Source organism: Termitidicoccus mucosus (assembly GCF_038725785.1).
Classification (GTDB): Bacteria; Verrucomicrobiota; Verrucomicrobiia; order Opitutales; family Opitutaceae; genus Termitidicoccus; species Termitidicoccus mucosus.
Genome location: NZ_CP109796.1, coordinates 5,403,755 through 5,429,421, shown reverse-complemented (window position 1 = coordinate 5,429,421; position 25,667 = coordinate 5,403,755). Strand labels below are relative to the sequence as shown.

Sequence of the window (25,667 nt, the reverse complement as noted above, 5' to 3'; positions counted from 1 at the left end):
GGACAGCGGGAGGCGGGATGCCTTGATATGCATCAAGCGGAGCGCATATGCGTGCCAGTTCATGGGGAAGGCTCCTCGGCGCGGATGCGGGCGACGGTCTCGACGGAAACCGCCGGGCCGTTGTTGTCCCAGGCCTGGAGCACCCAAGTGAGCACGTCCGCGGCGTCGGCGTCGGAGAGCGGCAGCGGCGGCATGGCGCTGTTGTATTCCGCGCCGTTGACGGTGACCGGACCGGAGAGGCCGCGCAGGACGATGCGCACGGCGCGCACGGGATCGGACAGCAGGTAATCGGAACCGGCGAGCGGAGGGAAGACCCCGGGCATGCCGCGTCCGTCGGGCTGGTGACAGGCGGCGCAGGTCTGCGCGAAGATGCGCTTGCCGCGCAGCAACGGGTCGGCCGGAAGGGGCGCTTCGTTTGCGGCGACGGCAGGTGCGGGAGGATAAAGATGCCGTTGCAGCACCACCGCGGGAACCCATGCGAACAGCGCCACCGGAATGACAAGCAGCCCCAGGGTCAGGCGGGTGAGAAAAGGCATGCGAGGAGAGGCAACTGCGGGCATGGGAGCAGTCTGGCAGAGGCCGCGACGATGCGCATTGACGCACATCAAGGAAAAATCCGCCGGTCGCTGGCATACTGGGCATCATGTCCACCCGATTCCTTTTTTTCCTTTTCGCCGGATTGCCGGTGTGCGCATGGGCGCTGTTGTCCGGGTCCGGCACGCTGTTTGCCGCGCGCGAAAAAGAACGCGAGCGCGTGTTCGATGTCACGGGTATCGTCCGCGCCAGGCTCGATGACGGACAACTGGTCATCGCCCACGACGAAATCCCCGGCTACATGGGGGCGATGACGATGGCGTTCACTCCGGCCGGTCCGGAGGAGGCGGCCGGAGTGGCGGTGAACGACCGCGTGCGGTTTCGCCTGCGGGTGAACGGCGGGCGGTCGCGGGCGGAAGCGTTTGTCGTGACCGGACGCGCCGCCGCACCGGGGAAGCCGGCAACCTCGTCGCAAGGCGGCGCGCGGCGCGGGCGGCTGCGCGAGGGCGATGCCGTGCCGGCATTTTCGCTGTTCGACGAACGCGGGCAGCCTCTCACGGCGGAGGCGCTGCGGGGGCGCCTCACTATCGTGACGTTTATTTTTACGCGGTGCCCGGTGCCGGAATATTGCCCGGCGATCTCGCGCAAATTCGACCAGCTCCAGCCGGCGGTGCGGAAAGGATTGCCGGCGGAATCCGCCGCGAAGGTGCGCCTGCTGTCCATCACGCTCGATCCGGAATTTGACCGGCCCGACATCCTGAAAGCCTACGGCGAGGCGATGGGCGCGGACCCGGCGATCTGGAATTTCGCCACGGGTGAAAAGGCGGAAATCGACGCACTGGTGAAGGCGTTTGCCGTGTATCGGGAAAACAACGGCGTGACGCTCGACCACACGCTGGCCACGGCGCTGATCGGGCCGGACGGCAGGGTGGCGGACATCTGGCGCGGCAACGGCTGGACGGTGGACGAGGTCATCGCGAGCTTGAGAAAAGCGGCGAACGTCACGGGGCGTTGATGTGCATCAATGCGCCCTGCCCGATTGTCCGCCAGAATACGGCCATGCGTTTCGCCTCCGGCCTGCGCGCAGGCCGGGCGGAGCCAATGCCGCCTTCGAATAAACCGGCCTTTTTTGCCATACCATGAGCGATCCAACACAAACCAACAGCAACACCGACGACACCACCGCCACGGCGGACCTGACGCGCTTCGACGTGCGCAGCATTCCCTGCCGCGTGAAACACGCGCAGATTTTCAAGCGCTGGTCCGATCTGCCGGTCGGCGAGTATTTCGTGCTCGTGAACGATCACGATCCCGTGCCGCTCTACTACCAGTTCGCGGCGCAGTTTCCCGGCGCTTTTTCCTGGGAATACCTCGTGACGGAGCAGGACGAGTTTCAGGTGAAAATCACCCGGCTGGCCCCCTCGCCTGCCGGCTCGGTGATCCCGCCGCCGCCGGGCGCGCCGGTCTGCTCGCACGACCGGGAGGACGATCACGCCGCCGGGGCGGCGGAGACCGCGCTTGTCGTGGATGCCCGCGGCCTGGAGCCGCCTGAGCCGATGATGCGAATCCTGGAGGCGGTCGAATCGCTCGCACCGGGCGCGGAGCTGGCGGCACTCACCGATCGCCAGCCCATTCATCTGTATCCTGAATTGGATACAAGAGGAGTGGCGCACACGAGCGAACAGCAGCAGGACGGAAGCTGGCGGACGACGCTCCGGCGCTTGTGACGCGGACGGACCGGCCATGGCCATGACCGCAGCACCGGCATCCGCCTCCGTGTCCTCCCCTGCCCCGCCGATGACGGCGGCGGCGCGGCGTCCCGCGTCTCCAAGCGTGCCGCTTGTGGGAGGGGCGCGGCTGCCGCTGGCCTTCATCGCGTGCGGGCTGGCGGCGTTTGCCATCGAGGCGGGCTGGCTGGCCATCGAGCCGTCGTTGCTGTCGCTGCCTTACCTGCATCCCCGGCTGGTGGCCCTCGTGCATGTGTGGCTGCCCGGTTTCCTGCTGAGCATTTCCATCGGCGCGTTGTATCAACTGATGCCCGTGGTGCTGGGCGCGCCACTGCGAGTGGCTGCGCGGTGGCTGTGGTGGCACCTGGGCCTGCATGCCGTCGGTATGACGGGGCTCGCGGGAGGGTTCATGCGCGCGCAATTCGGCTGGGTGGCGGCGGGCGGCGGTCTGGTCGCGATCGGCGTCGGCATCATGATCGTCGCGGTGTGGCGGACGTTTTTCGCCGCCTCCAGGCGGGACGCGGCGGCGTGGAGCTTTCCGCTCGCGGCGAGCTGGCTGGGGGCAACGGTGCTGCTCGGCGTGACGCTCGCGCTGGCGCGCCGCTGGTCCTGGGCGTCGCTGCCGGTGCCGGTCACGGACCTGCTGCGGGCGCACGCGCATCTCGGGCTGGCTGGATTTTTCCTGACCCTGTTGCAGGGAACGACATTTCAACTCGTGCCGATGTTCACGATGGGCGAAGTGCGGCGACCGCGTTTCGTGTGGGCGGGGTTGCTGGCGACGCAGGCCGGTCTGCTGCTGCTGGCCCCCGGGCTGGCGTGGCGGATGGAATGCCTCGGGCGCCTCGGCGCGCTGGTGCTGGCAGGCGGGATGGCCTGCTCCGGTCTGGCGCTGCGGGCGACGCTGGCTTCGCGAAAACGACGCGTGCTGGAGCCAGGCATCCGCGCCTTCGTGACCGGAGCGGGGTTGCTGGCCGCGGCCGCGATGGGGGGCGTCGCGCTGGTTTTCCTGCCGGGCGGAACGGAATGGACAATGCGCGCGATTTCGGCCTACGGGGTTCTGGCCATCATCGGCGGCCTCGGCTTTACGGTCCTCGGCATGTTGTGCAAGATCGTGCCTTTTCTTGTATGGATGCGCGTCTACGGGCCGCGCGTGGGCAGGCAGCCGGTGCCGGTGGCCACATCGCTTTCCTCCCGAAAATGCGAAAAAGGCTGGCATGCCGCGCACCTCGCCGGCGTCGTGCTGCTCGTGGCCGGCGTGCTCGCCGGCTCGCCGCCCGTGGTGATGGCCGGAGGGCTGGCGCTGGCGGCGGGCGCCGGGTTGTTTCTCGCCAGCATCCTGCGCGTGATCATCCACCTGTGGCGGCCGCAAATGCCCGCGACCGCGGCCGTGCGCATGCCTGTTTCCCTTTCGTAGTGTTTCGGTGATTTTATGAATCCGTCCTCCATCAATCCCTTGCCTGAACCGACACCCGCGTCATCGTCCGCATCAGTCCCGGTCCCGCGACCGCTCGCCGATGCGCTGCGCGACGCTTTCCGGAGTGTGTATGACCCCGAATTCGGCGTGAGCGTCGAGGATCTTGGCCTGATCTACGACATCCGCGTGGATTCCGGCGGGCGGGCCATGATCGAAATGACGCTCACTTCCATGTATTGCCCGGCGGGTGAAGTGATTCTGGCCGGAGTGCAGGCCGCCGCCAGAGCCGTGCCGGGAGTGACAGATGTCGAAGTATCGCTGGTGTGGACTCCGGCTTGGACCCCCGACCGCCTGAGTGCCGAGGCGCGACGCCAGCTTGGGTGGGGCGGAACATCCCTCCAAGGATAACGGCGGATAAAGGGGCACTCCTGTCCGGCAAGCGTCCGCCCATCGCCGTCAGTGCGCTGGCGTTGTCCGATCGGCGTCTGCCGATTCCAAGTGTTCGTTCGAGCAGGCGGGCGCGGACCAACCGCTGCCCAGTTGTCCGGCGCCACTTTTGCCCAATCCGTGGATAAGACGCGGCCGGATGGTGCATCCTTTGGACAAAGGAACAGGCAAATGGAAATGCCTCTCCCTCTCACGGAGCATCCTCCTTACGGTGACAACGGCAAAAAGCATTCTTCCCTGAGTCCTGTTCAGCGATCAACGAAAGCCATTTGTCCATTTATGGAGGATTTCGACGACCGGGTCGTTTCTTTTCTTTCACTGCCAAAACCACCGTATCCAAGAACCTCCACTTCAATAATGGATGGCATAACCTGGCGCACCGGCTCGCGGCGCGCCTGCGTGGCCGCATTCATCGCGCCCGCCACCGCCGCGCCCGCCGTGTTGGAGGCGGCCGTGATCGCGCCGAGGTTCGGCATCACGGCGGCCGGGAGTCCCGCGGCGCTGCCTTTCACCTGGATGTTGGCGGCATTGAGAATCTGGAGCGCAGCGATGTTGATGTTGCCCGACACCCGGATGCCCGCCTCGCCCGCGTCGATCGTGCCGAGCGGCGCGATCAGGTCGATGTCGCCCGGCGGCACCTCCGGAATCGGGTTCAGCGTCGCGATGCCCGCGCCCGAACTCGGCACCGTCGGCGATAACGTCACGTTGCCGTAGTTATCGTAAACCCGCTTCGGCGGCGTGTAAATGACCGTGGTCTTCGAGCCTCGGCCGGCGTTGATGTCGCCCTCCGCCGACCAGGCCAGGATGTCGCCGCCAAAGGTCGTCATGATGCGCGAGAGGCCGAGCAGGATGCTGCCCTGGCTGTAGAGCTGGATGTCGCCCTCCCCTTGCGTGACCACACCCGCCGTCGCGGGGGGCACCTGGCCCTCCACCCCGATCAGGATCTGCCCGGCCGGCGCCAGCACCTGGATGCCGCCGCCAAAGAGCGTGCGGATGCCCGACGCGCCAAACATCGTGATGTCGCCGCCGCGTGCGATTTCATGCCCGTCCGCATCCGCATCGGGGAACAACGTCGCAATCATCTGGCGGCTTCGCAAATAGGAGCCGAAGCGGCGGCTGTCGGGATCGTTGTATTCGCGGCCGCCTGCGCGCACTTCGGCGAAATAAACCCCGCGCAGGAAAACCCGCTGCTGCTCGGGCGCCAGCGCCTCGAAATACGCCCGCGCGTCCTCGCTGCCAGCGGCTTCGTAGCCATAGCGCTCCTTCAGCCACTCGATCAGATCCCCGTCGTAAACCTTGACCACCTTGCCCGGCTGGTCGGCCAGCGGGAAACCGGCGTTGGCCTGGTTGGCCGGGTTCAGGTAGAGCGCCGCCAAGGCCGCGAAGTCGGGCCCGGTCGCGCCCGCGCCGGCCTGCATCACGATGTCCGCACCGCGGCGGTTGTCGCCGGGGACCACGGCGCCCAGACTGGTGAGACCGCCCTGGTTGCCCTGATACAGGTTGCGTCCGGCGATGATTTCCAGCGCGCCGGGGCCGGCCATCTCCGTGTTGACATAAAAGATGTCCCGCCCCGCCGAAAGCAGCGACACGTCGGTGGCGTTGGCGTTCATGATCAGGTTGGGGACGCTGCCATAGCCAAATTGCCCGCCGAAGCTCACAATGTCGCGCCCGGCCAGGATTTGCGCAGACTTCGCGGCGATGATCCTGTTTTCGATGGTGCTGGTGGCGTGCTGGCCGAATATGAGGCTCACGATGTCGCCGTTGACGGCGTAGAAGCGCATCGGATCGGGGTCGCCGGCGTGCAGGCTGGTGGCGGGCGCGTCCACCTGAAACGCGAAGTAGCCCAGGCTCGCGGAGCGCTGGGTCGGGCCGCCTTCATACTGCGGGGCGCTCACGTTGATGTGGGTGTTGGTGGCCAGGAAGGTGTTGACGATGCTGTTGTCCGAGGCGCCCGGCGTCACCAGGATGAAGGCCGCATGGAAGGGGTTGGGGATAAAATCCAGCCCGTCGTTCGCGCCGGACATCACGATGCGGGCGGGAGCCTGGAGCGCGCCGGCATAAATCGAATCCATCGCCAGCAATTCCAACTGGCCGGTGGCGGAGGGCGCCAGTCCGAAGGTCAGCGGCGAGTTGGACTGCCGGCTGCCGTAGTAGATGCTGCCGGCGGCCGCCGTGGCGTAAAATTCCGCCGGCATCATGATGTAAGGATTGCCCGGCACGGAGCGGTTTCCGTTGAGGTTGCCGCCTTCGAAAAACGGCGTGAGGTTGCCGCCCGCGGAGAAGAGCGAAATCGAGGTTTCGGGCGTCCACAGCGAGAACCAGGTGCGGACGGCGCCCGTTTTCGTGGGGTCGGAGAGCAGCGTCCCCGGGAAACTGTAAACATCAGCCCCGTTGCCGATGTTGCCACGCAACATGCCGGGGTCGCCGACGCCGCCGAGCACGACATCGCCGCGCGTGCGGAAGGAGACCGCGCCATCGCCGGGCACGATCACCGGGCCGCCGAGCAGGGACTGGGGCGAGGATGAGTTGCCCGCCTGGTAGAGACCGCCCGCCCGGTAAAGGTCCGTCGCGCGCGGGTCGTTGCTGGACTTGCGCCCGTAGGCCAGGTCGATGCGGCCGATCGAGCCGGCGGTGACATCGATGCCGCCGCGCAGGTTGACGAAGGTGCCGCCGTTTTGTTCGTTCGCCACCAGAAAGGTTGTCATGGGAGCCGGGTTGAGCCGCCCGCCGATTTTGATGTCGATGTCGCCGCCGCCGGTCTGCACCAGTTCACCGCCGGTCACGCTGCCGCCGTTTGTCGTCACCGAGGTCACCCGTCCGGTCGAACCCACCGCGACGATCAGGGCGGTGCTGGTATCCAGCGATGCCTGATAATCGTTGGTGGCCGGCAGGATGCTGCCCGCGTCGCCGCCGGTCCGGATCGTGATGTTGCCGCCGCCCAGCGCGCCGAAGCCGTTGAAGCCGACGACGCTGACCGTGGTCTGCGGGTAGCCGGGGGTCGTGATGAAGGTGCCGAAGTTGATGCCCCAAGCTGTGCTCTGGCCGAGCAAATCGCCGCCCTGCCGCCATAACCAGTCGTTCACGGCAAAGTTGGCGACCCCGCCGCCGGTGCCCATGCTCTTTTTAAACGTGTTGCCCGTCAGCCGGCCTTGCACGGCGACAAACAAATCGCCGCCGTGGTCGGGATACCAGACTGCCCGGTCGTTGAGCCCGGCCTCGTAGAGTTCGTTACCCGCGCCGAGCAAGGAGCCATTGGCCCGCACGCGCGGCAGGCGGAAGGCATCGTTGCCCTCGGGCAGTTCGGTGTCGGTGCCCGCGGTGTAGATGCCGAAAGGCGAGTTTTGCGCGAAGTCGCCGCCCGCGAGGAGGTCGAGGCTGCCGATGCCGGTGCGGAGCACGCTGAAAATCGACACTTTTGAGGAGGAACTGGCGCGGGCGTCGTCCAGCGTCAGGTTACCTGCACCGGCCAGCAGTCCGGCGGACCGCAGGCCGCGCGCATCGGCGGAGGCGAGGTCGGCGCCGCTCACCAGCCGAAGCGGGGCCGACTGGCTGCCGGCGGCGAGCATCGGGGCGACGGCCCAGAGCGGCTGGCGGAGGACCGAATACAGGTTCCCGGAACTGGAGGAGCCCGCCGGGAGGACGGCCCCGGCTGGCAGATTCACCGCAGTGTCCAGCGTGTAGCCGCCGGCGAAGACCAGCGGGTTGCCCGCCTGCCAGGTGGTGGCCTGAATGGTAAAATCAAAGGGCAGCGAGGCGCCTTGGCCAATGGTCGTGCCGTTTGGCAGCATCGTGCCGGCCGGGATCGTCGTGCCCGCGGCCCAGGTCCGGCCCGGCGTGACGATGTCTCCCGTCGCCACGAGGGCGGAGGCCAGCGTGTAGTCGGCGGCCAGCAGCACCGCTTGGGGAAGGACCCGACCCGCCTCCACTTTCGGCGGGGGCGAAAGCACGAGATCGGCGTAGCCGGGCGTGGCCGCGCTCAGGATCGTGCCGGCGTGGATGACCGCGCCGTCGCCCAGCGGATAATAGATATACGAACCCGGATAGAAAGACTGCCCATTGTAGTTCCAGTCATCCACCTGCCCGGCGACCACCCAGACCGGCTCCAGGAGTCCTCCCCAAGCGTTGAGGCCACCAAATTCATAGACCGGATACCCCGCTATCGGATTCATGGGCGGATGCAGGGTGATATCGTTTGGCACCGGCTGCCCGGCCTGCACCACCTGACCGGATGAAAGTGTTATGTCGATGGGGAGGACGGCTCCCGACGCGAGGAGGGAGCCGGCGGCCAGCGTCACATCTTCCGGCAGGGTGTAGTCGGCGGTCAGCTTGGCGCCGGCGGTCAGCAGGAGCGGGGAGTCGTCGGGCGTCGGTTTCGGGCCGCCGAAGCCGTCGGTGATACTGCCGTGGATGTCGAGGTCACTCGCGGCACGAATCACGAGCGAGAGGGCCTCGCCCGCGCCGTAGCGCGGGGAGACCGGATCGCGGTCGGCCTTCGGGCCGTAGCGGTAGCCGGAGAGGTCGAGGTCGCCGGCCACGGCCAGATTGCCGCCCGAGGTGTCGCCGCTGGTGATTTCCACGCCGGGGCGCAGGTGAAAGGCATCGCCGCGGGCGGTCAAGCCGGCGAGCCGGGCTTGCAGGGCGGTGTCGGCGAGGGCGTTGGCGTGGAAGAGCCGGTTGCGCGCGTCGATCTGGTCGAGGCCCACGCGTCCATCGGCTCCCACGGGGTTGCCGGCGGTGTCGGCGTTATCCTGCACGATAGTGCCATCGGCATCGGTGGGCGTGTAGGTCCAGAAGCCGTTGAGGGCGATGCTGGACGCGCCGCGAATGTCGAGGGGGCCGGCGGCTTGCACGTTGATGTCGCCGCCGGTCTCGCTGGCACGGCGGGCGTTGAGTTCGACGCGGCCGCGGGCCACACCGTCGGGAGAGGAGAGGTCGATGGCCGCGCCGGAATCGAGGCGCAGCCAGCCTTGCGCGGAGGTGAGCTCGACAGCGCCGCGGTTTTTCGCCTCGGCGGGCTGGCCGTAACTGTCCACCTGCAACACGGTGCCGTGGGTGTCGAGCAAGGCGGTGGAGGCGAGCGTGAGGTCGTCGCGGGCGGCGAGGCGGATGTTGCCGGGGCGCACGCCGGAGGCGTCGATGCGACCGTTGACGGTGAGGCTGCCGGCATCGACGGAGACGGTGACAGAGCGGGCCTTGAGGCCGTCGCCGATGACGAGGTCGCCCTGCCTGAAGTCGAAGGACCGGGCGGCGAAGAAGCCGGCGTCGGTGAGCCTGGCGTTGAGGGCGGCGAAGTCGGCGTCGAGCGTGGCGGCGGTATCGCCGATACGCCCGGCGCGCAGGTCGAAGGAGCCGCTGTCATAGCCCGCCCCCTCCCCCCCTCCCGTGCCGCGAAGCGCGCCGTCAAGGCGGACGAGCCCCTCCAGCGCGGAGAGCGTGAGCGCACCGGCATCCTCGCCGGGAGCCGAGACATCGATCACCGCGTCGGCATGCTGCACGATGTCGCCGTGGAGGCTCTCGATCACGACGTCGCCGCCCCAGAGCTGGCGGGTGACATCAAAGAAGGTGACGCTCCGGCCCGCGAGGTCGAGGCGAGCCTCGTCGTCGAGGGTGATGTCGTCCACCGCCGCCAGCGTCAGTTTGCCGCCGGGCAGGACGATGGCCGAGTCGATGAAGACGGAGCCGCCGTGCAGGCCGATTTCCGCGCCGAGGGAGGCAGGAGAGAGATCGCTGGCGGCGGTCCCGGCGGGGGGAGCGACGGAGAGCAGCCCGCCCGTGTAATAATGGATGTAGGAGCCCGGCTGGCCGGTGAGCAGCGGGGTGTTGAAGCGGAGCGAGCCGCCAGAGCCGGCGTAGGCCGCAGGGTCGAAGTCGGCGCCGGGGCTGGCGCCGGTTTGATAGACGGAGAGGGTGCCGCGCGCATTGGCGGTGACGCGGTCGGAGGCGTTGAAGTTGACCTCGGAGAAGCCGAGCATCAGGCGGTCGAACGTGAGGGCGGTGTTGGGCTGCGCGGGCGTGGGGTAGCCGAGCACGATGGTGTGGGCGTCGATGTCGAAGCGTCCGCTGCCGGGGCCGCCATCCATCACCGCGCCGGGGGTGGCGCTGTGCCAGGTCAATGTGCCGAAGCCGTCGGCGGTGGCCACGGTATTGCCGTTCCAGACGAAGGTATCGGTGGTGAGGCGGACGGAGTCGGCGTCGCCGCCGTAGCCGTAGATGGCGGGGCTGTTGAAGACGAGCTGGCCGAGGCGGGAGCGGCCCGTGGCCGGGTCGATGGTGTTGAGATCGACGGAGCCGAAGAAATTGATGGACTCGGTGGCGCCCAGCACGAGGTTTTCGACGGCGGGAATGCCGGCGGCGGAATTGCCGGCGAGAAGACGGTCGAGAACGGCCTGGTTGAGGTTCATGCCGGGCGGCAGCGCGCCGGCGGCGGCGAGCGCCTCGGCGGAGCCGATGTTGAAGGAGGGCACGGCGAGCGTGAGGTAGCGGGTGCCGAAGTTCTGGGTGCCCTCCATGCTCACGCCGCGTTCGGAGTAGAAGCCAATGCCGCCCTCGGAGTAGAGGGAGACGCCGTCGGCGATTTCAATGGAAGAGGTACCCATGCCGGTGGGCGTGCTGAAGGTGAGCAGGCCGTTGGAGACGGCCAGCATTGCCAGTCCACCGAACATCAGGCCGTTGGTTGAGTCGGGCGCGGCGATGCCACGACCCAGGGTGCTGATTTCGACGCCTTCCTGGAGGACGATTTTATTGTTTGCTGCAAGCATCACCTGCGAGGCCGCGAGCGTGACGCCGCTTTCCACCAGCAGGGTGTCGCCCATGGTGCCGGAGAGCGGATTGCCCATGCTGACACTGGTCTGATACAGGCGAGGCACGCCGCCGATGTAGAGATTGGGCGCGCCGATGGCGTTCAGTGTCGCGGCGGACACGGTGACGTGCGTGGCGTCGTTGACGGCGGCGCTTTCGGGACCGGTGATGATGAGATTGGCGGAACTGGTGCTGCCGAGCGCGAAGGAGCCGCCATAACCGCCCGCGGCGGCGGAGAAATCGACGAGTCCGTCAAAGACCAGGGCGCTGTTAGTCTCGCTGCCGGGCGCGGCGATCGGGGAGAAGATCAGCGTCTTGCCATCGGCCTCAAGCACGGGGCGGAGGTTGCCGAAGATGCCGGCCTTGGCCACCTGGAAGGCGGCAAAACTTTGCTCGTTGTAGTGCGACCAAGTGCGGAAAACGGAGCCGGGCGTGAGGGTGACTTGCGTGGGAAACGCGTCATGGATGCCGGTGTGGGCAAAGCCCTGCACGGCCTGCACGACCCAGGAGCCGTTGGGCAGCGCCGTCGCGCCGGCAAAAGGCTCGACCGTCCCGCCAAGCTCAATGCGGAAGGCGCCGGGGAGCAGGGCGTAGTTGGCGGGCAGCAGCGTGTAAACGCCGGCGGGCAGACCGGGCACGCCGGCGGGGATGGTGATCTGCCGCCCGACCTCGGGCACCGCGCCGGTCCAGGCTTTGGTGTAGCCGCCCGGCAGGGGGGCGGTGGCGACGCCGGGCACGATGGCGTAAACCGCGCCGCCGGGGTTGAGGGGATTGAGCAGAGTATCGACCGAACCGCCGCGACCGGTGACAAAAGCCGCACCGAGGAGCGCACCGCCGCCGGAAAGATCGAGCTGCGAGCCGGGCGCGCTGAAAAGGGAGGCGGCGGTGATGGCAATGGTGCCCTGGGTGTAGCCACTGATGAGATTGCCCGTCGGTGCCTCGGAGCCATTGAGCAGATAGGAAACGCCGTCCGCGGTGCCACCGTAGGGCATGAGCAGGCCGCGCGCGCTGATGGAGGTGATGCTCCCGTCCAGCAATTCCACGCGGTCAGGATACGCGCCGTAAAGGCCCATGCTGATGGAGCCCAGGGGAGCGCGGACGATGCCGCCTTGCAGGATGGTCTGCGCGCTCAGTTCGAGAGTTCCAAAGACCGAGTAAGGCAGGGCGGGCGCGTCCCCGCCGAGGCCGTGAATGGAGAGGACGGAATCCGCCCCGCCGGCGGTGAGCATACCGATGGCGCCGCTGGCCGGATAAATCTGCGCAGCCGTAAGGTCGAGGTCGCCGGAGGCTGTTACGGAACTGCTGAGCTGGCTGGTATTGGTGGCGACGGGCAAGGTGCCGGGCCGCAGGCGCAGGTCGCCCCGGCTTTCGATGCGGGTGAGGTCGTAGCGGGTGCGCACGTCGTTGAGGACCTCCACGAAGTCGCCCCTGACGGTGATAACGCCGCCGGGAGCCCAGTCGGGAACGATGGAGGGGGCGAACCAAGTCTGGGCGGAGGTGGTATCGCGCAGCACCGTGTAGCCATCGAGAAGCACGTGGGGCGCGTCGAGCATGACTTCGGCGCCCGCGGTGGTGTTGACCAGCGGGCCTTGCGAGAGCGTGAGGCTGCGGCCCGCGCGCAGGACGACGTCGCCGTCGAAGACGATGCCGTTGCGGCCCCAGAGCGAGACGGTGTCGAAGCCGCCGCGATTGATTTGTTCCGAAGCAATGCGGGACTGGCCGATGATCATGGCGTCATCCCGTTCCCCGGCGGCCAGTCCGGAGGCCAGCGCGGAGGGCGCATAGTCCTGCCCGATGGTGAGGACGCGGCCCGCCATGAGTTCCGCCGCCATCAGTTCCGGCGGCGTATTGATATAAACGGGCGACTCCAGAACTATGGACAGGAGACCGCCGGCGGCGCCCTCGCCACCCGCCGCGGCGCGCAAGGCCGGGGCATAGCCGCCATCGGGGAGGAGCGCATCGTCCACGAAAATGCCGCTGAGGGAGGAGAGCGTGATGGAGCCGCCATCGCTGGAAACGCGCCGCGTGGCGCCGCGCTCGCCGAGGGGAAGGTCAAAAACCGCGCTGGCGCCGGAGGCGTCGAGGCGCGCGCCGGGCCGGATGATGACCCAGGCCTCGGTGGAATTGAATCCGTTGGTGGTGCGGCTCGGCCCGCCGGCGCCGCCGAGGACAATCGAGCCGCCGTCCGTCACGCTGCCGTAGGCGCGGCCCAGGGCGTCGGTCGCGGTGTCGGCGCGGCCGGATACGTCGAGCACGGCTTCGCCGCCGATCCAGACGGAGATGCCGCCCGGCCCGGTGTAGGTGTTGTTGTAAGTATTCGGAGCGCGCGGAGGCATGATGAGGCTGCGCGGGTTGATGATGGCGATTCCACCGCCCTGCGCCGTGATGGAGCCTTCGACGGTGATCTGGCCCTCGCTGGAAATTTTGACCTGCCGGCCCGGATCGACCGTAATGGCCGCGCCCTGGCCGACAACGATCGCGCCGTAGGAAAAGGAATTGACCGGCGCCCCCGCCACCGCGCCCTGGCTGGTCGCGAGGGTGAGGTCCGCGCCGGCGCGCCGGGTCAGCGTGCGCTTGGCGGGGTCGGCGACAAAAAGCGGCGGCAGTGCCAGTTCAGCCGCGGTCGCGATGTCCGCGCCGGTGGATGCTTGCAGGCTCGCCTCGGTAAACCGGTAAACGGGCATGGTGACATCGATCTGCGCGCCGGGCTGGACCATCAGGCCGAGGTGGCTGTCGAGCGAATAGGCCGAGAAGCCCTGGCTGAAAAACTCCGCGCCGAGCTCGAAGGCGGGCTGGACCTTGACGGCGTGCGTGAGAGTCGAGCCCATGGGAATGATGGTGCCGGCGGCGACGATGATGTCCTGCGGGAGGACCGCGCCCGCCGGATAGGGCGTGCGGATGGGAGTGGGCAGCGGGATCCCGTTGGGGAAAACCTCGACGGGGAAAAAGAAACCCTCCGGCGGGGCAAAGCCGTATATCTGCCGCAGGACGGTGCCCGCTGGCACAAACGTGTTGCCATAGTTCACCCCATAATTGACGTTGTTGGCACCTTGGCAGTTCACGCCTTGCGGCAGCGTGAAATCGGCGCCGGTCGTCAGATAGGTTGACGGGTCGTAGGAATAAAACTGAAAGCCCGCCGGCGGGATGGCGCCGGGCTCAATCCGGGTTTGCAAAGTCTCGAAGGGGAAAGGCGGGCGGCTGCCGGCGGGGAAAAGGGTGTCCTCGCTGAGCCGCAGGTCGAGGGGCGCGACTTCCCCGATGCCGAGCACGCCGTCGGTCTCGAGCAGCGCGCCGCCGATGGAAATGGCCTGCGAAGTAGTGATGGCGAGCCTGCCGCCGCGGGTGAAGCCGAAGGAGGCGAGTTCGCCGTCGAGCACGAGCGTACTCGCGCCGGGATTCAGCGTAATGTCGCCGCCCGCGCCGCCGCGCATCTTGCCGTCGGCAAGGATGGCGCCGCCGGAGGAGGCGTCGATGCGCGAACCGGCGCCGAGGGTCAGGCCAAAACCGCCGAGATTGACCGAGCCGCCATCGAGGAAGGCCAGACGGGAAGCGCCGGAGGGATCGAGGAGGAGGTTGGTCCAGAGACCGCGCGTGTCGATGAGCACGCCGTCGCCGAGCGTGACGCCGGTATTGTCGCCGGTCTGACCACCGCCAGCGATACGGATGGAGCCGCCGCGAACGGTCACGTCGGCGGCGATGGAGACACCGGAGCCGGCCTCCAGGTCAAGGGCTCCGCCGGGGGCGAGGGTGAGGGCCTCGTCGATGCGCAAACCGCCGAAGGCGAGCACGGAGAGGCCACCGAGACCGGCGGAGTTGAGCACGCCGGTGTCGAGCCAGACGCCTTGGGAGCGGTCGGCGGCCTGCGCGTCGCCGCCGTCACTGATGGCGACATCGACGATGGGCCTCGGAACGTAGGAATTTGGAGGATTGGGGTCGTAGGTGCGGATGACCAGCTTGCCGGGCAGGGCGGCTTGGGTCTGGCCGAGCTTGTAGCCGTCGGCCACGGAGGAGGGGCGGGAGTGGGTCTGGATTTCGCTGTTGTAAACCTGCGCGTCAATGGCGCCGTCGAGCACGACATTGGGCGACCAGATCACAAAGTTGCCGCCTTCGCGCCCGACCGTGTAGGCGTCCTGATGGCGGGCGACGGTGGCCTGGTTGGTGAGCGGGTTGCTGTAAACTTCGGTGACGCCCCATTTGTTGGAGTGCTCGACGTGGGCGTTGCCGAGGGCGAGGAAGATCATGTCGGCGGGGGCGTCGTGGATGTCGTAGAGTTTGCCGTCGATGCCGAGCAGGCGCGTGGTGTTGACGTAACCGGCGGCGTAGGTGACGGAGCCGCCCGCGATGTTGACGAGCGAGCCGGCGCGGGCGTTGACGGAATCCGCGGCGAATTGCACCGAGCCGCCCTGGGCGGCCCACTCGCCGATGGTGTGACCCTGGTTGCCCCGGTAGCCGCCGACTTCGAGGAGGCCGCCGGCGGTGTAATAGCGGTCGCTCTCGTAGCCGCCGGTGCCCGCGGGCACGTAGATGAGGCCGCGCTGGTCGATCCAGATGTTCTGGTTAAAGAGCGGGCGGTCGGGATTGTCGCGATTGAGCGGGGAGTCGCGCAGCTCGAAGCCCTGCACGTTGACGAGGAGGTTGTTGGTTTCCATCGAGACCTCCACGCCGAGCGCGCCGGAGACGTCGATTTGCGCGCCGTCGGCGAGGTCGATGCGACCGCCCGAACTGGCGGACACGCCGCCGGTGCCCACGGTGCCGGCAGCGCTGTTGCCGGCGGCAACCGACACCTGGCCGCCGGTGGCGACCGTCAGGGAGCCTTCCTTGAAGCTGACCGCGCCGCCGGTGGTGATTTCGACGCGGGACTGGTCGCGGCGGTCGGAAAGGGTGGAGAGGTTGTCGAAGTTTTTGCCGGCGTTGGCGGCGGCGTTCCGGCGCGCCCCGTCCAACTGGGCGGATTCCTTGACGAGGGCGTCGCGCTGGCTGTCGAGCGCGGTCTGGCCGTCGTCGCGGAGCGTCACCTTGTCGTCCTCGACGACGACATCGCCCGCGATGATGGCGGTGACGGAATCCGCGCCGAGAGTGACGGAGCCCTCCGCGTCGGTCATGGAGTTGAGCAGGTGGATGGTGCCGCGGGTGTTGACGGAGGTGGTGGCGATGGCGACGCCGTCCTGCCGCACGTCGCGCCCGGCGAGCGTGATGTCGCCCTCGCGGGCGAGAATGAGGCCGGTGTTGCTGACCGCGCCCGCCGTGCTGTTGGCCACGAACTGCGGGGCGATTTCGGTGCCGCGGGTGGTGGAAAACTGGTTGGCGTCGGTGCCGAGGCCCTTGCGGAGAACAAAGCTGTTGCCGGCGGCGAGCGCGGTCTGGCCCTTGCGCGTGGTGATCTCGCCGGCGTTGGCGACTTCGGTGCCGAGGAGGAGCACGTAGCCGCCGCCCTCGGTGACGGAGCCGGGCTCGTGAGTGGTGATCTGCGCGCCGGCCTCGACGGTCACGGCGCCGAGGGCGTCGGTGAAGGTGGGAACGGTGATGCCCGAGCCGTAGAGGCCGCGGTCGAGGAACTGCGCATTGGTCATGTTGGCCGCGGCGGCGACGAGGTTGCCGACATTGACCTGGGAGGCGCCGCCGAAGATGACGCCGTTGCGGTTGAGGATGAAGACGGAACCGTCGGCCTTGATCCGGCCCTGAATCTGCGAGGGGCGGGCGGAAGGATCGTTCACGCGGTTGAGGGCGACCCAGTCGCGGTTGCCCTGCTGGTCGAAGTTGACCGTGGTTTCGCGGCCCACGTTGAACTCCTCCCAAGTGAGGATGGCTTTCTGCGCCTGCTGTTTGATGTCCACGACGGTGGCGCCGTTGGCGTGGGTTTCGGTCGGGCCGCCGGCGCCCTGCCAGAGGTCGGAGCCGGGCGTGGCTCCGTCGGCCACGACGAGGCCGCCGGGAGCGAGGCCGTTGGGCACGTCGCTGAGGCCGGCGAGCGCGGCGGCGCGGGCGGCGGCCTGCGCCTGGCGCGCGGCGGTGATGGCCTGGGTGGTGCGCACCAGCGACTGGCGCTGCGCCTGGGCGAGCGCGGTGGCGGTGGCCGTGTCCACCGCCTGGCCGCCGGTGCCGCCGGAGGGGTTTTCCGCGGCGGGCGCTCCGGCGCGGGCGCGGATGCCGCCCACCAGGCTGGCCGCGCTGAGCGGCGCGGGGATGATCGCGATGACCAGCACGGCAAAAAAGCCGGCGGAAGACAGGCAGACGCCGCAGGCTGCGCCCACGGCGCGGCCCAGCCAGCGCGCAAACACGGCGCACGCCGGCGGAAGAAAGTTGGGACGAAACAGGCTCATGGTAGTAGTTTAAGTTGAAAGTTGAAGTCGGGCCGGAGGCCGGTGCGAGGAGCGCGGGAGCCCGGATGGGGGACCAAGACCAATGGTTTCGCGCTTGCGCGCTCTCCCGCGCTCTTCGCACCGGCCGGCGAAAAAATTCACGGTAACCGCGCCGGGCGCGCGCCCGGCGCCGAGTGGGTTTAAAATGACATGACGCGGCACACTCATGGGCCGGCGGGCGGGAGCAATTCCGCGAGCGCGAGCTCGTTGATCACCACGGGGTTTTCTTCGAGCAATTTCGACAGGTAGGCCTGGCGGTTGGCCTGCGCGCGCTCGGCGCGCAGCCTGCGGGCCAGCGGCACGCGCACCTCGTCGAGCGTGAGCGCCCGCGCCTCGCGCACCTCCAGCGCCTTGAGGATGTGCCAGCCGTCGGGCAACTCCACCGTGCGGGTCTGCCCCGCGGCAAGCGCCTCCGCCGCGCCCCGGATTTCGGGCCGCAACTGGGCGCCCGACAGCCAGCCGAGCTCGCCGCCTTGGGCCGCGCTCTGCCGGTCGTCGCTTTCGGCCTTGGCGATGGCCGCGAAGTCCGCCCCCGGCCGGTCCAACTGCTCCGTGACCGCATCGAGCTTCGTCTTCGCTCCCGCGGCGACATAGATCTGGGCCAGGCGCACCTGGCGCGACGCCATCAATGCGGTTTTATTGGCATGGTACACCGCCTCGATTTCCGTCTCCGCGGGGAAATCCTCCGGCGGCTGCGAGACCGCCTGCAGGTAGCCTTCGACCAGCGCGTTCTCCCGGAGTTTTTCCAACTGGGCGGCGAAGGCGGGGTTTTTGTCCCACTTTTTGGCCGCCGCCTCGGAGAGCACGATCTTGCGCGCCAGCAGCGCGCGCACCGCCTGGTTGAGCAGCGCGGGGTTGCGCGCCAGCGCGGCCTGCTCGGCCGGGTCGAGGTTTTCCAGCGAGGCGCGGATCTCGTCGACCCTGACCTCGGTGTCGCTCACCCTGGCCAGCACGCCGTCGTCGGCGGCGGCCAGGCTCCCGGAGAGGGCGGCGAGCAGCAAAAGAAACGCGTGACGCGGGCCGGCCGCGCGGCGGCAAAGTGAAAGGAGATTCATCGGTATCCGGTTTTTCATTACAATTAACGGGCGGCGGCGGTGTATTTCTGGTCTAGGATCTTGTCCTGGTAGTCCTGCACGAGGTTCTGGATCTGCACGCGCTTTGCCCCGATGAACGGCTCGCGCGCCTTGATCGCGTCGCCCAGCCCGAACTTTTCCAGCCGGTCGAGGATTTCGCGGGCGACTTTCACCAGCTCGACGTTCTTGCGTTCGCGGTCGGCCACGGTGCGCTCCAGTTCCGCCACCCGGATTTCCAGCGCGTCGCGCGCCCGCTCGCGCGCCTGCGCCAGTTCGGCCGACTGCTCCGCGGCCTCGCGCCACTTCTTCAGCTCCGAGGCAAGCTGCGCCGCCTTCTCCTCCTGCGTCACGACCAGACCCTTCAGACCCTCGATCTGCGCGGCGGCCTCGGCGCGGTCGCGCTCGCCTTGTTTCGAGAGCGCGGAGACCTGCTTCTTGAGCGCATCGCGCTCCTGCGCGGTCTCCTCCTGCCGGACTTGCAGTTCCGCGCGCTCGCTTTCGGCCGCGCGCAGTTGCAGCGTGGTGCTGCGCAGGGCTTCGCGCAGGCGAAGCTCCATCGTGTTGTCCTGCTGCTGCGCAAACGCGCACACGGGCGCGATGACGAGCAGCATTTGTAATATTATTTTGGATACGGTTTTCATCGGAAATAAATCGATTGGGTCACAGAGGGCGCGGAGGGCCGGCGGTCGCGTGATCTTTTTCATGGTTCTGTGCTCTCCGTGGCGGGGCTCTGTGTTCTCTGTGTCGAAAAGGATCGGAATCGGCGTGTGATTCAGAACTTCGCGTTGAGGTCGACCTGCAGCACGTCGGCCGCATAGGGGGAGCCGGAAACATGGTCCGCGCTCAGCCAGCGCAGGCGCGCCGTGACGCTTTTCGACAGGCCGAGGCTGGCCCCGAGCATGAAGCCCTCGAGATTAGTCCCGCCCAGGCCAAAGTCGGAGTCGGTGAACGCGTCCAGCACCGCGTCGGTTTCGAGGTATTTGTAGCCGATGAAGGCGTTCCAGTCCCAGCGCTGCTCCAGCACGGGATGGCCGAAGCTCAGCCGCGCCAGCCAGCCGAGATCCCCGCCGTCCACCCGTCCGTAACCGCCGGTCGCCAGGTTGTTCTGCGGGACCACCGCGTTGATGCGCGCCTCGTCGTAATCGAGGTTTTTGACCAGCTCCAGCTCCAGCCGCAGGTGCAGCGGATCGAAGCGGCGGTAGTCCACCCGGGCGGTGATCGCCAGTTCGCTGAAGGGCGTGGCCAGGCCGTAATACTGCTGGTTCTGGCCATACCACGGCGAGGCCGGGTCCGTGAAATAGGCGTTGTCGCGCAGCTCCATGTAGGTGTTGCCCTTCTGGGCAAAGGAGGGGCGCCGGGTGTCGGAATCGCCGTCGTCATTCGGATTATAGAGCGGGCGGGAGCGTTTCCCGGCGATGTTGGTATAGTCATACCAGGCGGCGCCGAGTTTCAGGTCGAGATTTTGGGCCAGCCCGATCTCCACGCCGACCTGGGCGCCGTAGAGCCACTTGTCGTCGCTTTTAAACTTTTCCGGCTGCCGGCTGGAGAAGTTGAAGTCGGTGTTGTAAACCGGAAACAGGCCGAGCGTGGCGAAGGTATTGAAGCGCCCCAGGCGGCGGCTGCCCTGGATGACGATCCCGTCGAAACCGAGGTCGTCGTCCCAGATCAGGTCGGTCGCGAAAAACGGGTTTTCAAACCGGCCGGCGGTCACGGCGAGTTTGCCCTCCTTGAGGCCGGGCACGTCGTATTTGACAAAGGCGCGGTCCAGCCAGAGGGCGTATTTGGCCCCAAAGCCGTCGGAGCCCAGACTCTGGTTGGTCGACACGGGCGAACTGTCGCTGCCGGTCGCGAGGCGCAGCCCGGCCGAAAACCCTTCGCCCAGATCGGCGTCGAGCGCGAGCCGGGCGCGGAGCCGGAGCCGCTCGCGATCCTGGTCGACGTTGTTCAGCGGCGGCAGGACGGTGTTGGTCGGCGAGGCATTGTAGGGCGAGCCCCGGTTGATGGAGTTGAAGTTCGGATAACCGGTCGTATCGTTGCCCGCGGGGAAAAACGATCCGTCGTAGCGGAAGCGGATGTCGCCGGTGAGGCGGAGCTTCTTGACCCAGGCGGGCACCTCGCGCGGGTCGGCCCAGTTCTCCTCGCGGGCCTGGCGCATGACGTCCTGCCGGATGTCCTCGCGCAACTGCTGCCGGACCGTCTCGGGCACGTAGGTGACGCGCACCGTGCCGTCGGCGGCGGGGACCGAAACCGGCGCCGCAGACGCGGCCTGGCGGGCCCCGGCCTCGGCTTTTTGGATGAGGCCGTCGGCCTTCTCCTGGGAGATGACGCCTTCCTGGACCAGAAGGCGGACCAGGTTGAGGGCCACGCTCTCGGAGGGCGGGGCGGTTTCGGCGGCCGGGGCCGCAAGGCGGAAAAGACTGATGGCGGAAAGAAGAGCCAGCGTGCGGATGTTCATGGAAAAATGTGTATTAGGATTTTGGATGCAGGGGCATCAGGGACGTTTGGCGGAGATGCGCAGGACGATGGGGCGCGGCATGTCCGGCGGCGGCGGTTCGCGCAGCGTCAGCCCGGCGAGCACCTCGTGCTCGATGGCGGTGTCGAGTTCGGGCTGCCCGGTCGTGCCCACCATTTGCACCTGCTCGATGCGGCCCGCTTCATCGGGCCAGATGCGCACCGACACACGCAGTTCGGCCACACGGGTCTTCGGATGGCGGCCCAGCGCCGAGGCGATCGTGTTTTGCACCTGGGCGGCATACCAGCCCCAGCGGCTGGCGCCGGCCCCCGACCCCCGGCCCGCGCCCGCGCCGGTCCCCCCGATGATCCCGCCGCCGCCGCGGCCCACCAACCCGAAGCCGTCGGACGGGCTCTCGCCCTGGATGTTCGTGCCCATGGGCGCGGCCTGCTCGCCCGCGGGCTCAGGCACCTCGGCGGGTTTTTCCGGCGGCTCGTCGGAGGAAACCGGCTCTTGCTCGATCATCTGCTGGCTGCTGTCCTCGGGGCGCGGACGCGGCTCTTCCTGGAGTCTGGGCGGCGGTGGCGGCGGCGGGAGCGCCACCCGCACCATGGAAAACTCCTGCGGCTTGTGCGCCACCGGCTTCGGACCGGAGGCGGTCGCAGCCAGCCACCAGGCCAGACCTCCGCCCAACAGCGCGCAGACCGCCAAGGCCGGACCGTAGCGCCGGAAAAAACCGGACTCGTCGTTGAGTGAATCGGTGGCCATGGGCTTACTTTCCTTTGGTCGCCAGGCCGACCTGGCTGACGCCCACCCGGCCCAGCACGTCGAGCACGTCCATCACGCCCTGGTAGTGCGTCAGGCTGTCCCCGCGCACCACCACCGGAAAATCCGGCGTGAGCGATTTCTGCGAGTTGAGCCGCTGCTCCAATTCCGTCAGCGTCACCGGGACGGTGTCCAGAAACACCCGCCCCTCGTTGTTCACCGTGATCGCCTTGGTCTTCGGCTTGGCCAGGCTCACCGGCGTGTTGCTCGAACGCGGCAGGTTCACCTTCGTGCCCGCCACCGAGGCCGTGCACATGAGGATAAAAATCACCAGCAGCACATACGCCAGGTCCAGCATCGGCGTGATGTTGATGTCGTCGTAGGGCTTGCTTTCGTCTTGGACGGTCATGATCGGGCGCGCGATGCGCGCAGTTGAAGTTTGGGTTTAAAGTTCAAGGGACGGGCGGCCGGGATCAGGAGTCGGTGTCGCTCAGGCGCGCCTTCTCCGAAGCACGCTTCGGGTAAAACTCCGCCGCCTTGGTGATGAATTCGTCCACGAAGACCTGCATGTCCGCGGTCACGTCCTTGACCCGTGTCAGCAGGTAGTTGTAGCCGAACAGCGCGGGGATCGCCACCGCCAGCCCCGCCACCGTCGCAAGCAGCGCGGCCGCGATGCCCGGCGCGATGGCGTTGACGTTGACGTCCCCGGCCAGCGCCACCGCCGCGAAGGTGATCATCACCCCGATCACCGTGCCCAGCAGCCCGAGGAACGGTCCGCCGGAAATGGCGATGGTCAGGAGCACCATTTGTTTGTTCAGGCGTTGCTGTTCGCGCACACGGCCCCCGTCCATGCTCGCCGTGATCGCCTTGATCGCGTGCGCCGAGAGGGTTTTGTCCTCCCTTTTTTTCGTTTCCGAAAGGCGTTTCCTGATCTCCTCGGCCCCGATGTGGTAGAGCCGATACAGCGGGGAGCGGGTGATCAGCCGCTGCTCCGCCTCCGTCACGGCCAGCGTGGGGCCGGCCTGGTCCAGCACGGTCATGTCCGAGGCCACCCGCTCGTTGAACAGCTTCAAGAAGCGCTCGTTGCCCTTGCGCACCGCGGACAGGTAACTGTTCTTGCCCGCCATCACCGCGAGGCTGAGCACGCTCATCCCCGCGAGCACGGCGATCACGATCCAGCCGTCCACCGTGAGGTTCTGGACGATCACGGTGAGGTAGCCGGCGTGCCCGCCGGTGGTGGCGCCGGACTGCTCCTCCTCGCCGAAGAGCACGGTGCGCGCTCCGGACTCCCCGCCCTGCGAGGCCGCCAGAAAGGCAAGCTGCGCGGCGCTGCGGGCCGCGCGGGCCAGTTGCACTTCGACCACTTCGCCGATGAAGCCGTCGGTGACGGGCGCGGCGGCGGCGGCGCGGTCCCCGCCGAGAAAAATCGGTGTATCCAATGCCGGGATACCCGCATCGAGCATCGCGGCGGGCTGCCCGTCGAGGTAGAGCGTGGCCCGGGCTCCCTCGGCCACAAACGCGAGATGGTGCCAGGTGTTGGCTCCGAACGGCGCGGCCGAAACGGCGCGGCGGGTGGCGCCCGCGGCGGTGACCTCGACAAAGGGCACGCCTTGCTCGGCGCCGATGAGCAGCGCGTTTTGCCCGCCGCGGCGGCTCAGGATGAGGGCGCGGCCGGTGAGCGTCGCGGGTTTGATCCAGGCCGACCAGCTCAGGGCGGCGTTCGCCGGCCAAGCCAGCGTGGGGCTGGCCGGCGCGTGGACCGTCGTCCTGCCGTCGAAGCGCAGGCCCGTGCCGATCAAGGTGCCCTCGGCGGGAATCCCCGGACCGGCCGCATGGTTGCTGTTTCCCGAAAAATCCCTCGCCGGCTGCCCGCGTTCCCCAAAATGCCACACCAGGGTGGTGTCCGCATCGTAGGTGCCCGGCGCGTCTTCCACCGCGGGTGCCGCGGGGTTGCCGTAATATAGCCACAAGGTGGCGCCGGCCTTGATCTCGGGCACCTTTACCCACACGAAGGCCTCGCCCAGCAGCGGGTCGTATTGCGCGATGTGGTGCGGCAGCGCGGTCTTGTCGTCGGCCGCGATGAAGCGGATGTCCCCGCCGTCGCCCCGGGCGCGGTCGAACTGGAAGTTGCCGACGTGCAGCCGCACCAGCACCGGCGCGCCGTCCGACGCGCCGGGTGTGTCCAGGGTGATCGCTTTGCGCAGCGTCCAGGCTTCATTCCACCACGCGTGCGCGGTGGCCGGAAAAACGAGCAGGGCGAGCAAAACGAACAGGCCCGGCATTGCGTGGTGAGGGTGCTTTTTTCGTGTCATGGTCGAAGTGAGGAGGAAAAAGGAGTCGAATGAAGTGGGGAAAAGGCGCTCAGAAGTCGGCCCAGAGGCGGAAGGTCAGCCGCAGATCCCAACGGTCGGTCTGGTTGATCGGCAGCAGCGGCGCACCCAAGTCGAGCGCGCCGTGATAGTGTTTCCACAATCTGAAGTTCGTGCCCGCCCCCAGGCTCGCGATTTCGAAGCGCCAGTCCTGATCGGGCAGCGCGTCGCGCAGCACCGCCCCGGCCCACTCGCCAAAGACATACCACCGCCATTCGTCGAGCATCCCGCCCAAGGTCAGCGCCGGGGTGCGCACTTCCAGTGACGCCGCAATCGCGTTGTCGCCCATCACCTCGCTTTCCAGATAGCCGCGCACCGACCCCAACCCGCCCGCGCCAAACTGCTCCGAGGAGATCAGCGGCCGGCTCGAAAGCTGCCCCTGCACCTTCCCAAAAACCTGCCAGCCTCCGGCCAGCTCCCGGGTGTGCGAGACGTCTCCGCGAAAATAGAGATAACTCCCGCCCGAGCCGTAGCGCTTGTCGTCAAATTCCCGCGGGGAACCGCCCAGCCCGCGCAGGTGGAAGTTCAGCCCCGCGTTGATCTGCGTGAGCCCCTTGGGCTCGATGAGCGTCAGCGCGTAGTTGACCGCCATCGGGTAATACGTGATCGGGGTCTGCGTCCCGCCTTCCAACCCCGTGACCCTCAGCAGTTCGTCAAAGTGCTTGTAGTCCGCTCCCGCCGTCAGGCTGTGCACGAACCGCTCCGTCCCGGGCAATGCGATGATCGCCTGCACCCCGGCTATCTCCCCGCGCCCGGTCACCGCAAAGGTTCCCAGGCTCGACACGTCGCTGTCCTGCTTGACGCCCTGGACAAGCAGCTTGACCGGCGTGTCCGGAATCGGCGCCAAGTAATAGGCCGAGTACACTTCCGCGTCGTCGAGCCGCTGAGGTGCAAGCTGGAAGCTCAGTCCCAGCGTGTGCTCCTTCTGCCAGAGATTCCCGTAGCTGACCGAGCCGTTGAGCCGCAGCGGCTTGGTGTTGGCGCTGTGGCGGTTGTTCAATTCCAGACTGCCGTGCAGCGGCAGGTTGTCCTCCACCGTCAAATCGATGTCCACCGTCCCCGGCACCACCCCCGCCCTCAGCGAGGGCGTCACCCGCCGGTCCGGATGCTGGTTGAGCGCGACGATGTTTCTCGTCACCGCCGCGAAATCCGGCACTTCGCCCTCCGCGATCGAGGGTGCCTGCTCCTTGATCCGCTCTAGGTCAAAATACCGCGAACCCTTCACCCGCAACCGCCCCACCCTGCCCTCCGTCACCTCGATGACCACCGTGCGGTTTCTCACCTCCTGCTGCGGCACCCGCACCGCCACCGTCTGGTAGCCCTTCTCCTGGTAGAGTTTCTCCAGCGCCAGACGCGCCCCCTCCACGTCCCCGGGTGTGCGCGCCTCCCCCAGATACGGATACAACGCCGCCTCCACCTCTCCTGCCGCCAGTTGATGCACCCCGCGCACTTCGTATTCAAATATGTCCACGTACTGCGGGGCATCCGGCGCCCCGCCGGCATGCCCACCCTCCGCCGCCCGCGCCTGCGACATGATGCCCAAATACATGCATAGGATTATAAATAGAAAAGATCGGGTTGGATTCACTGGATCGGGTTGGATTGCGCAGGCCGGTTGCGGCGGTTCGTGGCTGGAGAGCGAGTGTTATTGAAAACGATGAATGCAGTATGCTGCGGACACATACATAGACGGAGTCCGCCGGTCCGATATGGTAATTGTGTTTGTTAC

13 protein-coding genes are annotated in these 25,667 nt (G+C 67.5%); 4 read left to right on the top strand and 9 right to left on the bottom strand.

Annotated elements, in window-relative coordinates; genetic code table 11:
• Positions 1-59 precede the first annotated feature (59 nt).
• Complete coding sequence (locus OH491_RS18855; RefSeq protein WP_068770085.1) at positions 60-536, bottom strand: c-type cytochrome; 477 nt, start codon at positions 534-536, stop codon at positions 60-62.
• 107 nt (positions 537-643) lie between these two features.
• On the opposite strand from OH491_RS18855, the gene OH491_RS18850 reads away from it, so the two are divergent.
• The 4 genes from OH491_RS18850 (at position 644) to OH491_RS18835 (ending at position 4,083) form a co-directional block, all read left to right on the top strand.
• Positions 644-1,549, top strand: coding sequence for an SCO family protein (locus OH491_RS18850; RefSeq protein WP_068770086.1), 906 nt, complete (start codon positions 644-646; stop codon positions 1,547-1,549).
• Positions 1,550-1,673: 124 nt separating this feature from the next.
• Positions 1,674-2,261 (top strand): DUF2249 domain-containing protein, encoded by a 588-nt coding sequence (locus tag OH491_RS18845; RefSeq protein ID WP_068770087.1) that lies wholly within the window; start codon positions 1,674-1,676, stop codon positions 2,259-2,261.
• Between the two features lie 49 nt (positions 2,262-2,310).
• Positions 2,311-3,675 (top strand): hypothetical protein, encoded by a 1,365-nt coding sequence (locus tag OH491_RS18840; RefSeq protein ID WP_145928748.1) that lies wholly within the window; start codon positions 2,311-2,313, stop codon positions 3,673-3,675.
• Positions 3,676-3,690: 15 nt separating this feature from the next.
• Positions 3,691-4,083, top strand: coding sequence for a metal-sulfur cluster assembly factor (locus tag OH491_RS18835; protein ID WP_084442120.1), 393 nt, complete (start codon positions 3,691-3,693; stop codon positions 4,081-4,083).
• Positions 4,084-4,370: 287 nt separating this feature from the next.
• On the opposite strand, the gene OH491_RS18830 is transcribed toward OH491_RS18835, so the two are convergent.
• From OH491_RS18830 to OH491_RS18795, 8 genes are all read right to left on the bottom strand, one after another.
• Positions 4,371-17,240 (bottom strand): filamentous haemagglutinin family protein, encoded by a 12,870-nt coding sequence (locus OH491_RS18830; RefSeq protein WP_068770089.1) that lies wholly within the window; start codon positions 17,238-17,240, stop codon positions 4,371-4,373.
• A 203-nt stretch (positions 17,241-17,443) separates the two neighbouring features.
• Positions 17,444-18,334, bottom strand: a complete 891-nt coding sequence (locus tag OH491_RS18825) for a peptidylprolyl isomerase (protein ID WP_068771064.1) — start codon at positions 18,332-18,334, stop codon at positions 17,444-17,446.
• Positions 18,335-18,357: 23 nt separating this feature from the next.
• Complete coding sequence (locus OH491_RS18820) at positions 18,358-18,993, bottom strand: hypothetical protein (protein WP_068770090.1); 636 nt, start codon at positions 18,991-18,993, stop codon at positions 18,358-18,360.
• Between the two features lie 131 nt (positions 18,994-19,124).
• Positions 19,125-20,807, bottom strand: coding sequence for a putative porin (locus tag OH491_RS18815; RefSeq protein ID WP_068770091.1), 1,683 nt, complete (start codon positions 20,805-20,807; stop codon positions 19,125-19,127).
• 36 nt (positions 20,808-20,843) lie between these two features.
• The gene (locus tag OH491_RS18810; RefSeq protein ID WP_068770092.1) at positions 20,844-21,572 is read right to left on the bottom strand and encodes a TonB C-terminal domain-containing protein; all 729 of its coding nucleotides are present in this window, start codon (positions 21,570-21,572) and stop codon (positions 20,844-20,846) included.
• Between the two features lie 4 nt (positions 21,573-21,576).
• Entirely contained in the window at positions 21,577-21,978 is a 402-nt protein-coding gene (locus OH491_RS18805) for an ExbD/TolR family protein (RefSeq protein WP_068770093.1), read from the bottom strand.
• Positions 21,979-22,042: 64 nt separating this feature from the next.
• A complete protein-coding gene (locus tag OH491_RS18800) occupies positions 22,043-23,881 on the bottom strand; it encodes a DUF2341 domain-containing protein (protein ID WP_068770094.1) in 1,839 nt (612 codons plus the stop codon).
• Between the two features lie 49 nt (positions 23,882-23,930).
• Positions 23,931-25,487: a ShlB/FhaC/HecB family hemolysin secretion/activation protein gene (locus tag OH491_RS18795; protein ID WP_145928750.1), complete on the bottom strand. Its 1,557-nt coding sequence runs from the start codon at positions 25,485-25,487 to the stop codon at positions 23,931-23,933.
• Between the last annotated feature and the right edge of the window lie 180 nt (positions 25,488-25,667).

What these genes read in the sequence shown, in the direction of transcription:
- OH491_RS18825 (WP_068771064.1), bottom strand. Translation starts at nt 18,334, where the DNA reads ATGAATCTCCTTTCACTTTGCCGCCGCGCGGCCGGCCCGCGTCACGCG.
- OH491_RS18855 (WP_068770085.1), bottom strand. Translation starts at nt 536, where the DNA reads ATGCCTTTTCTCACCCGCCTGACCCTGGGGCTGCTTGTCATTCCGGTG.
- OH491_RS18850 (WP_068770086.1), top strand. Translation starts at nt 644, where the DNA reads ATGTCCACCCGATTCCTTTTTTTCCTTTTCGCCGGATTGCCGGTGTGC.
- OH491_RS18845 (WP_068770087.1), top strand. Translation starts at nt 1,674, where the DNA reads ATGAGCGATCCAACACAAACCAACAGCAACACCGACGACACCACCGCC.
- OH491_RS18800 (WP_068770094.1), bottom strand. Translation starts at nt 23,881, where the DNA reads ATGACACGAAAAAAGCACCCTCACCACGCAATGCCGGGCCTGTTCGTT.
- OH491_RS18830 (WP_068770089.1), bottom strand. Translation starts at nt 17,240, where the DNA reads ATGAGCCTGTTTCGTCCCAACTTTCTTCCGCCGGCGTGCGCCGTGTTT.
- OH491_RS18820 (WP_068770090.1), bottom strand. Translation starts at nt 18,993, where the DNA reads ATGAAAACCGTATCCAAAATAATATTACAAATGCTGCTCGTCATCGCG.
- OH491_RS18815 (WP_068770091.1), bottom strand. Translation starts at nt 20,807, where the DNA reads ATGAACATCCGCACGCTGGCTCTTCTTTCCGCCATCAGTCTTTTCCGC.
- OH491_RS18835 (WP_084442120.1), top strand. Translation starts at nt 3,691, where the DNA reads ATGAATCCGTCCTCCATCAATCCCTTGCCTGAACCGACACCCGCGTCA.
- OH491_RS18795 (WP_145928750.1), bottom strand. Translation starts at nt 25,487, where the DNA reads ATGTATTTGGGCATCATGTCGCAGGCGCGGGCGGCGGAGGGTGGGCAT.
- OH491_RS18805 (WP_068770093.1), bottom strand. Translation starts at nt 21,978, where the DNA reads ATGACCGTCCAAGACGAAAGCAAGCCCTACGACGACATCAACATCACG.
- OH491_RS18810 (WP_068770092.1), bottom strand. Translation starts at nt 21,572, where the DNA reads ATGGCCACCGATTCACTCAACGACGAGTCCGGTTTTTTCCGGCGCTAC.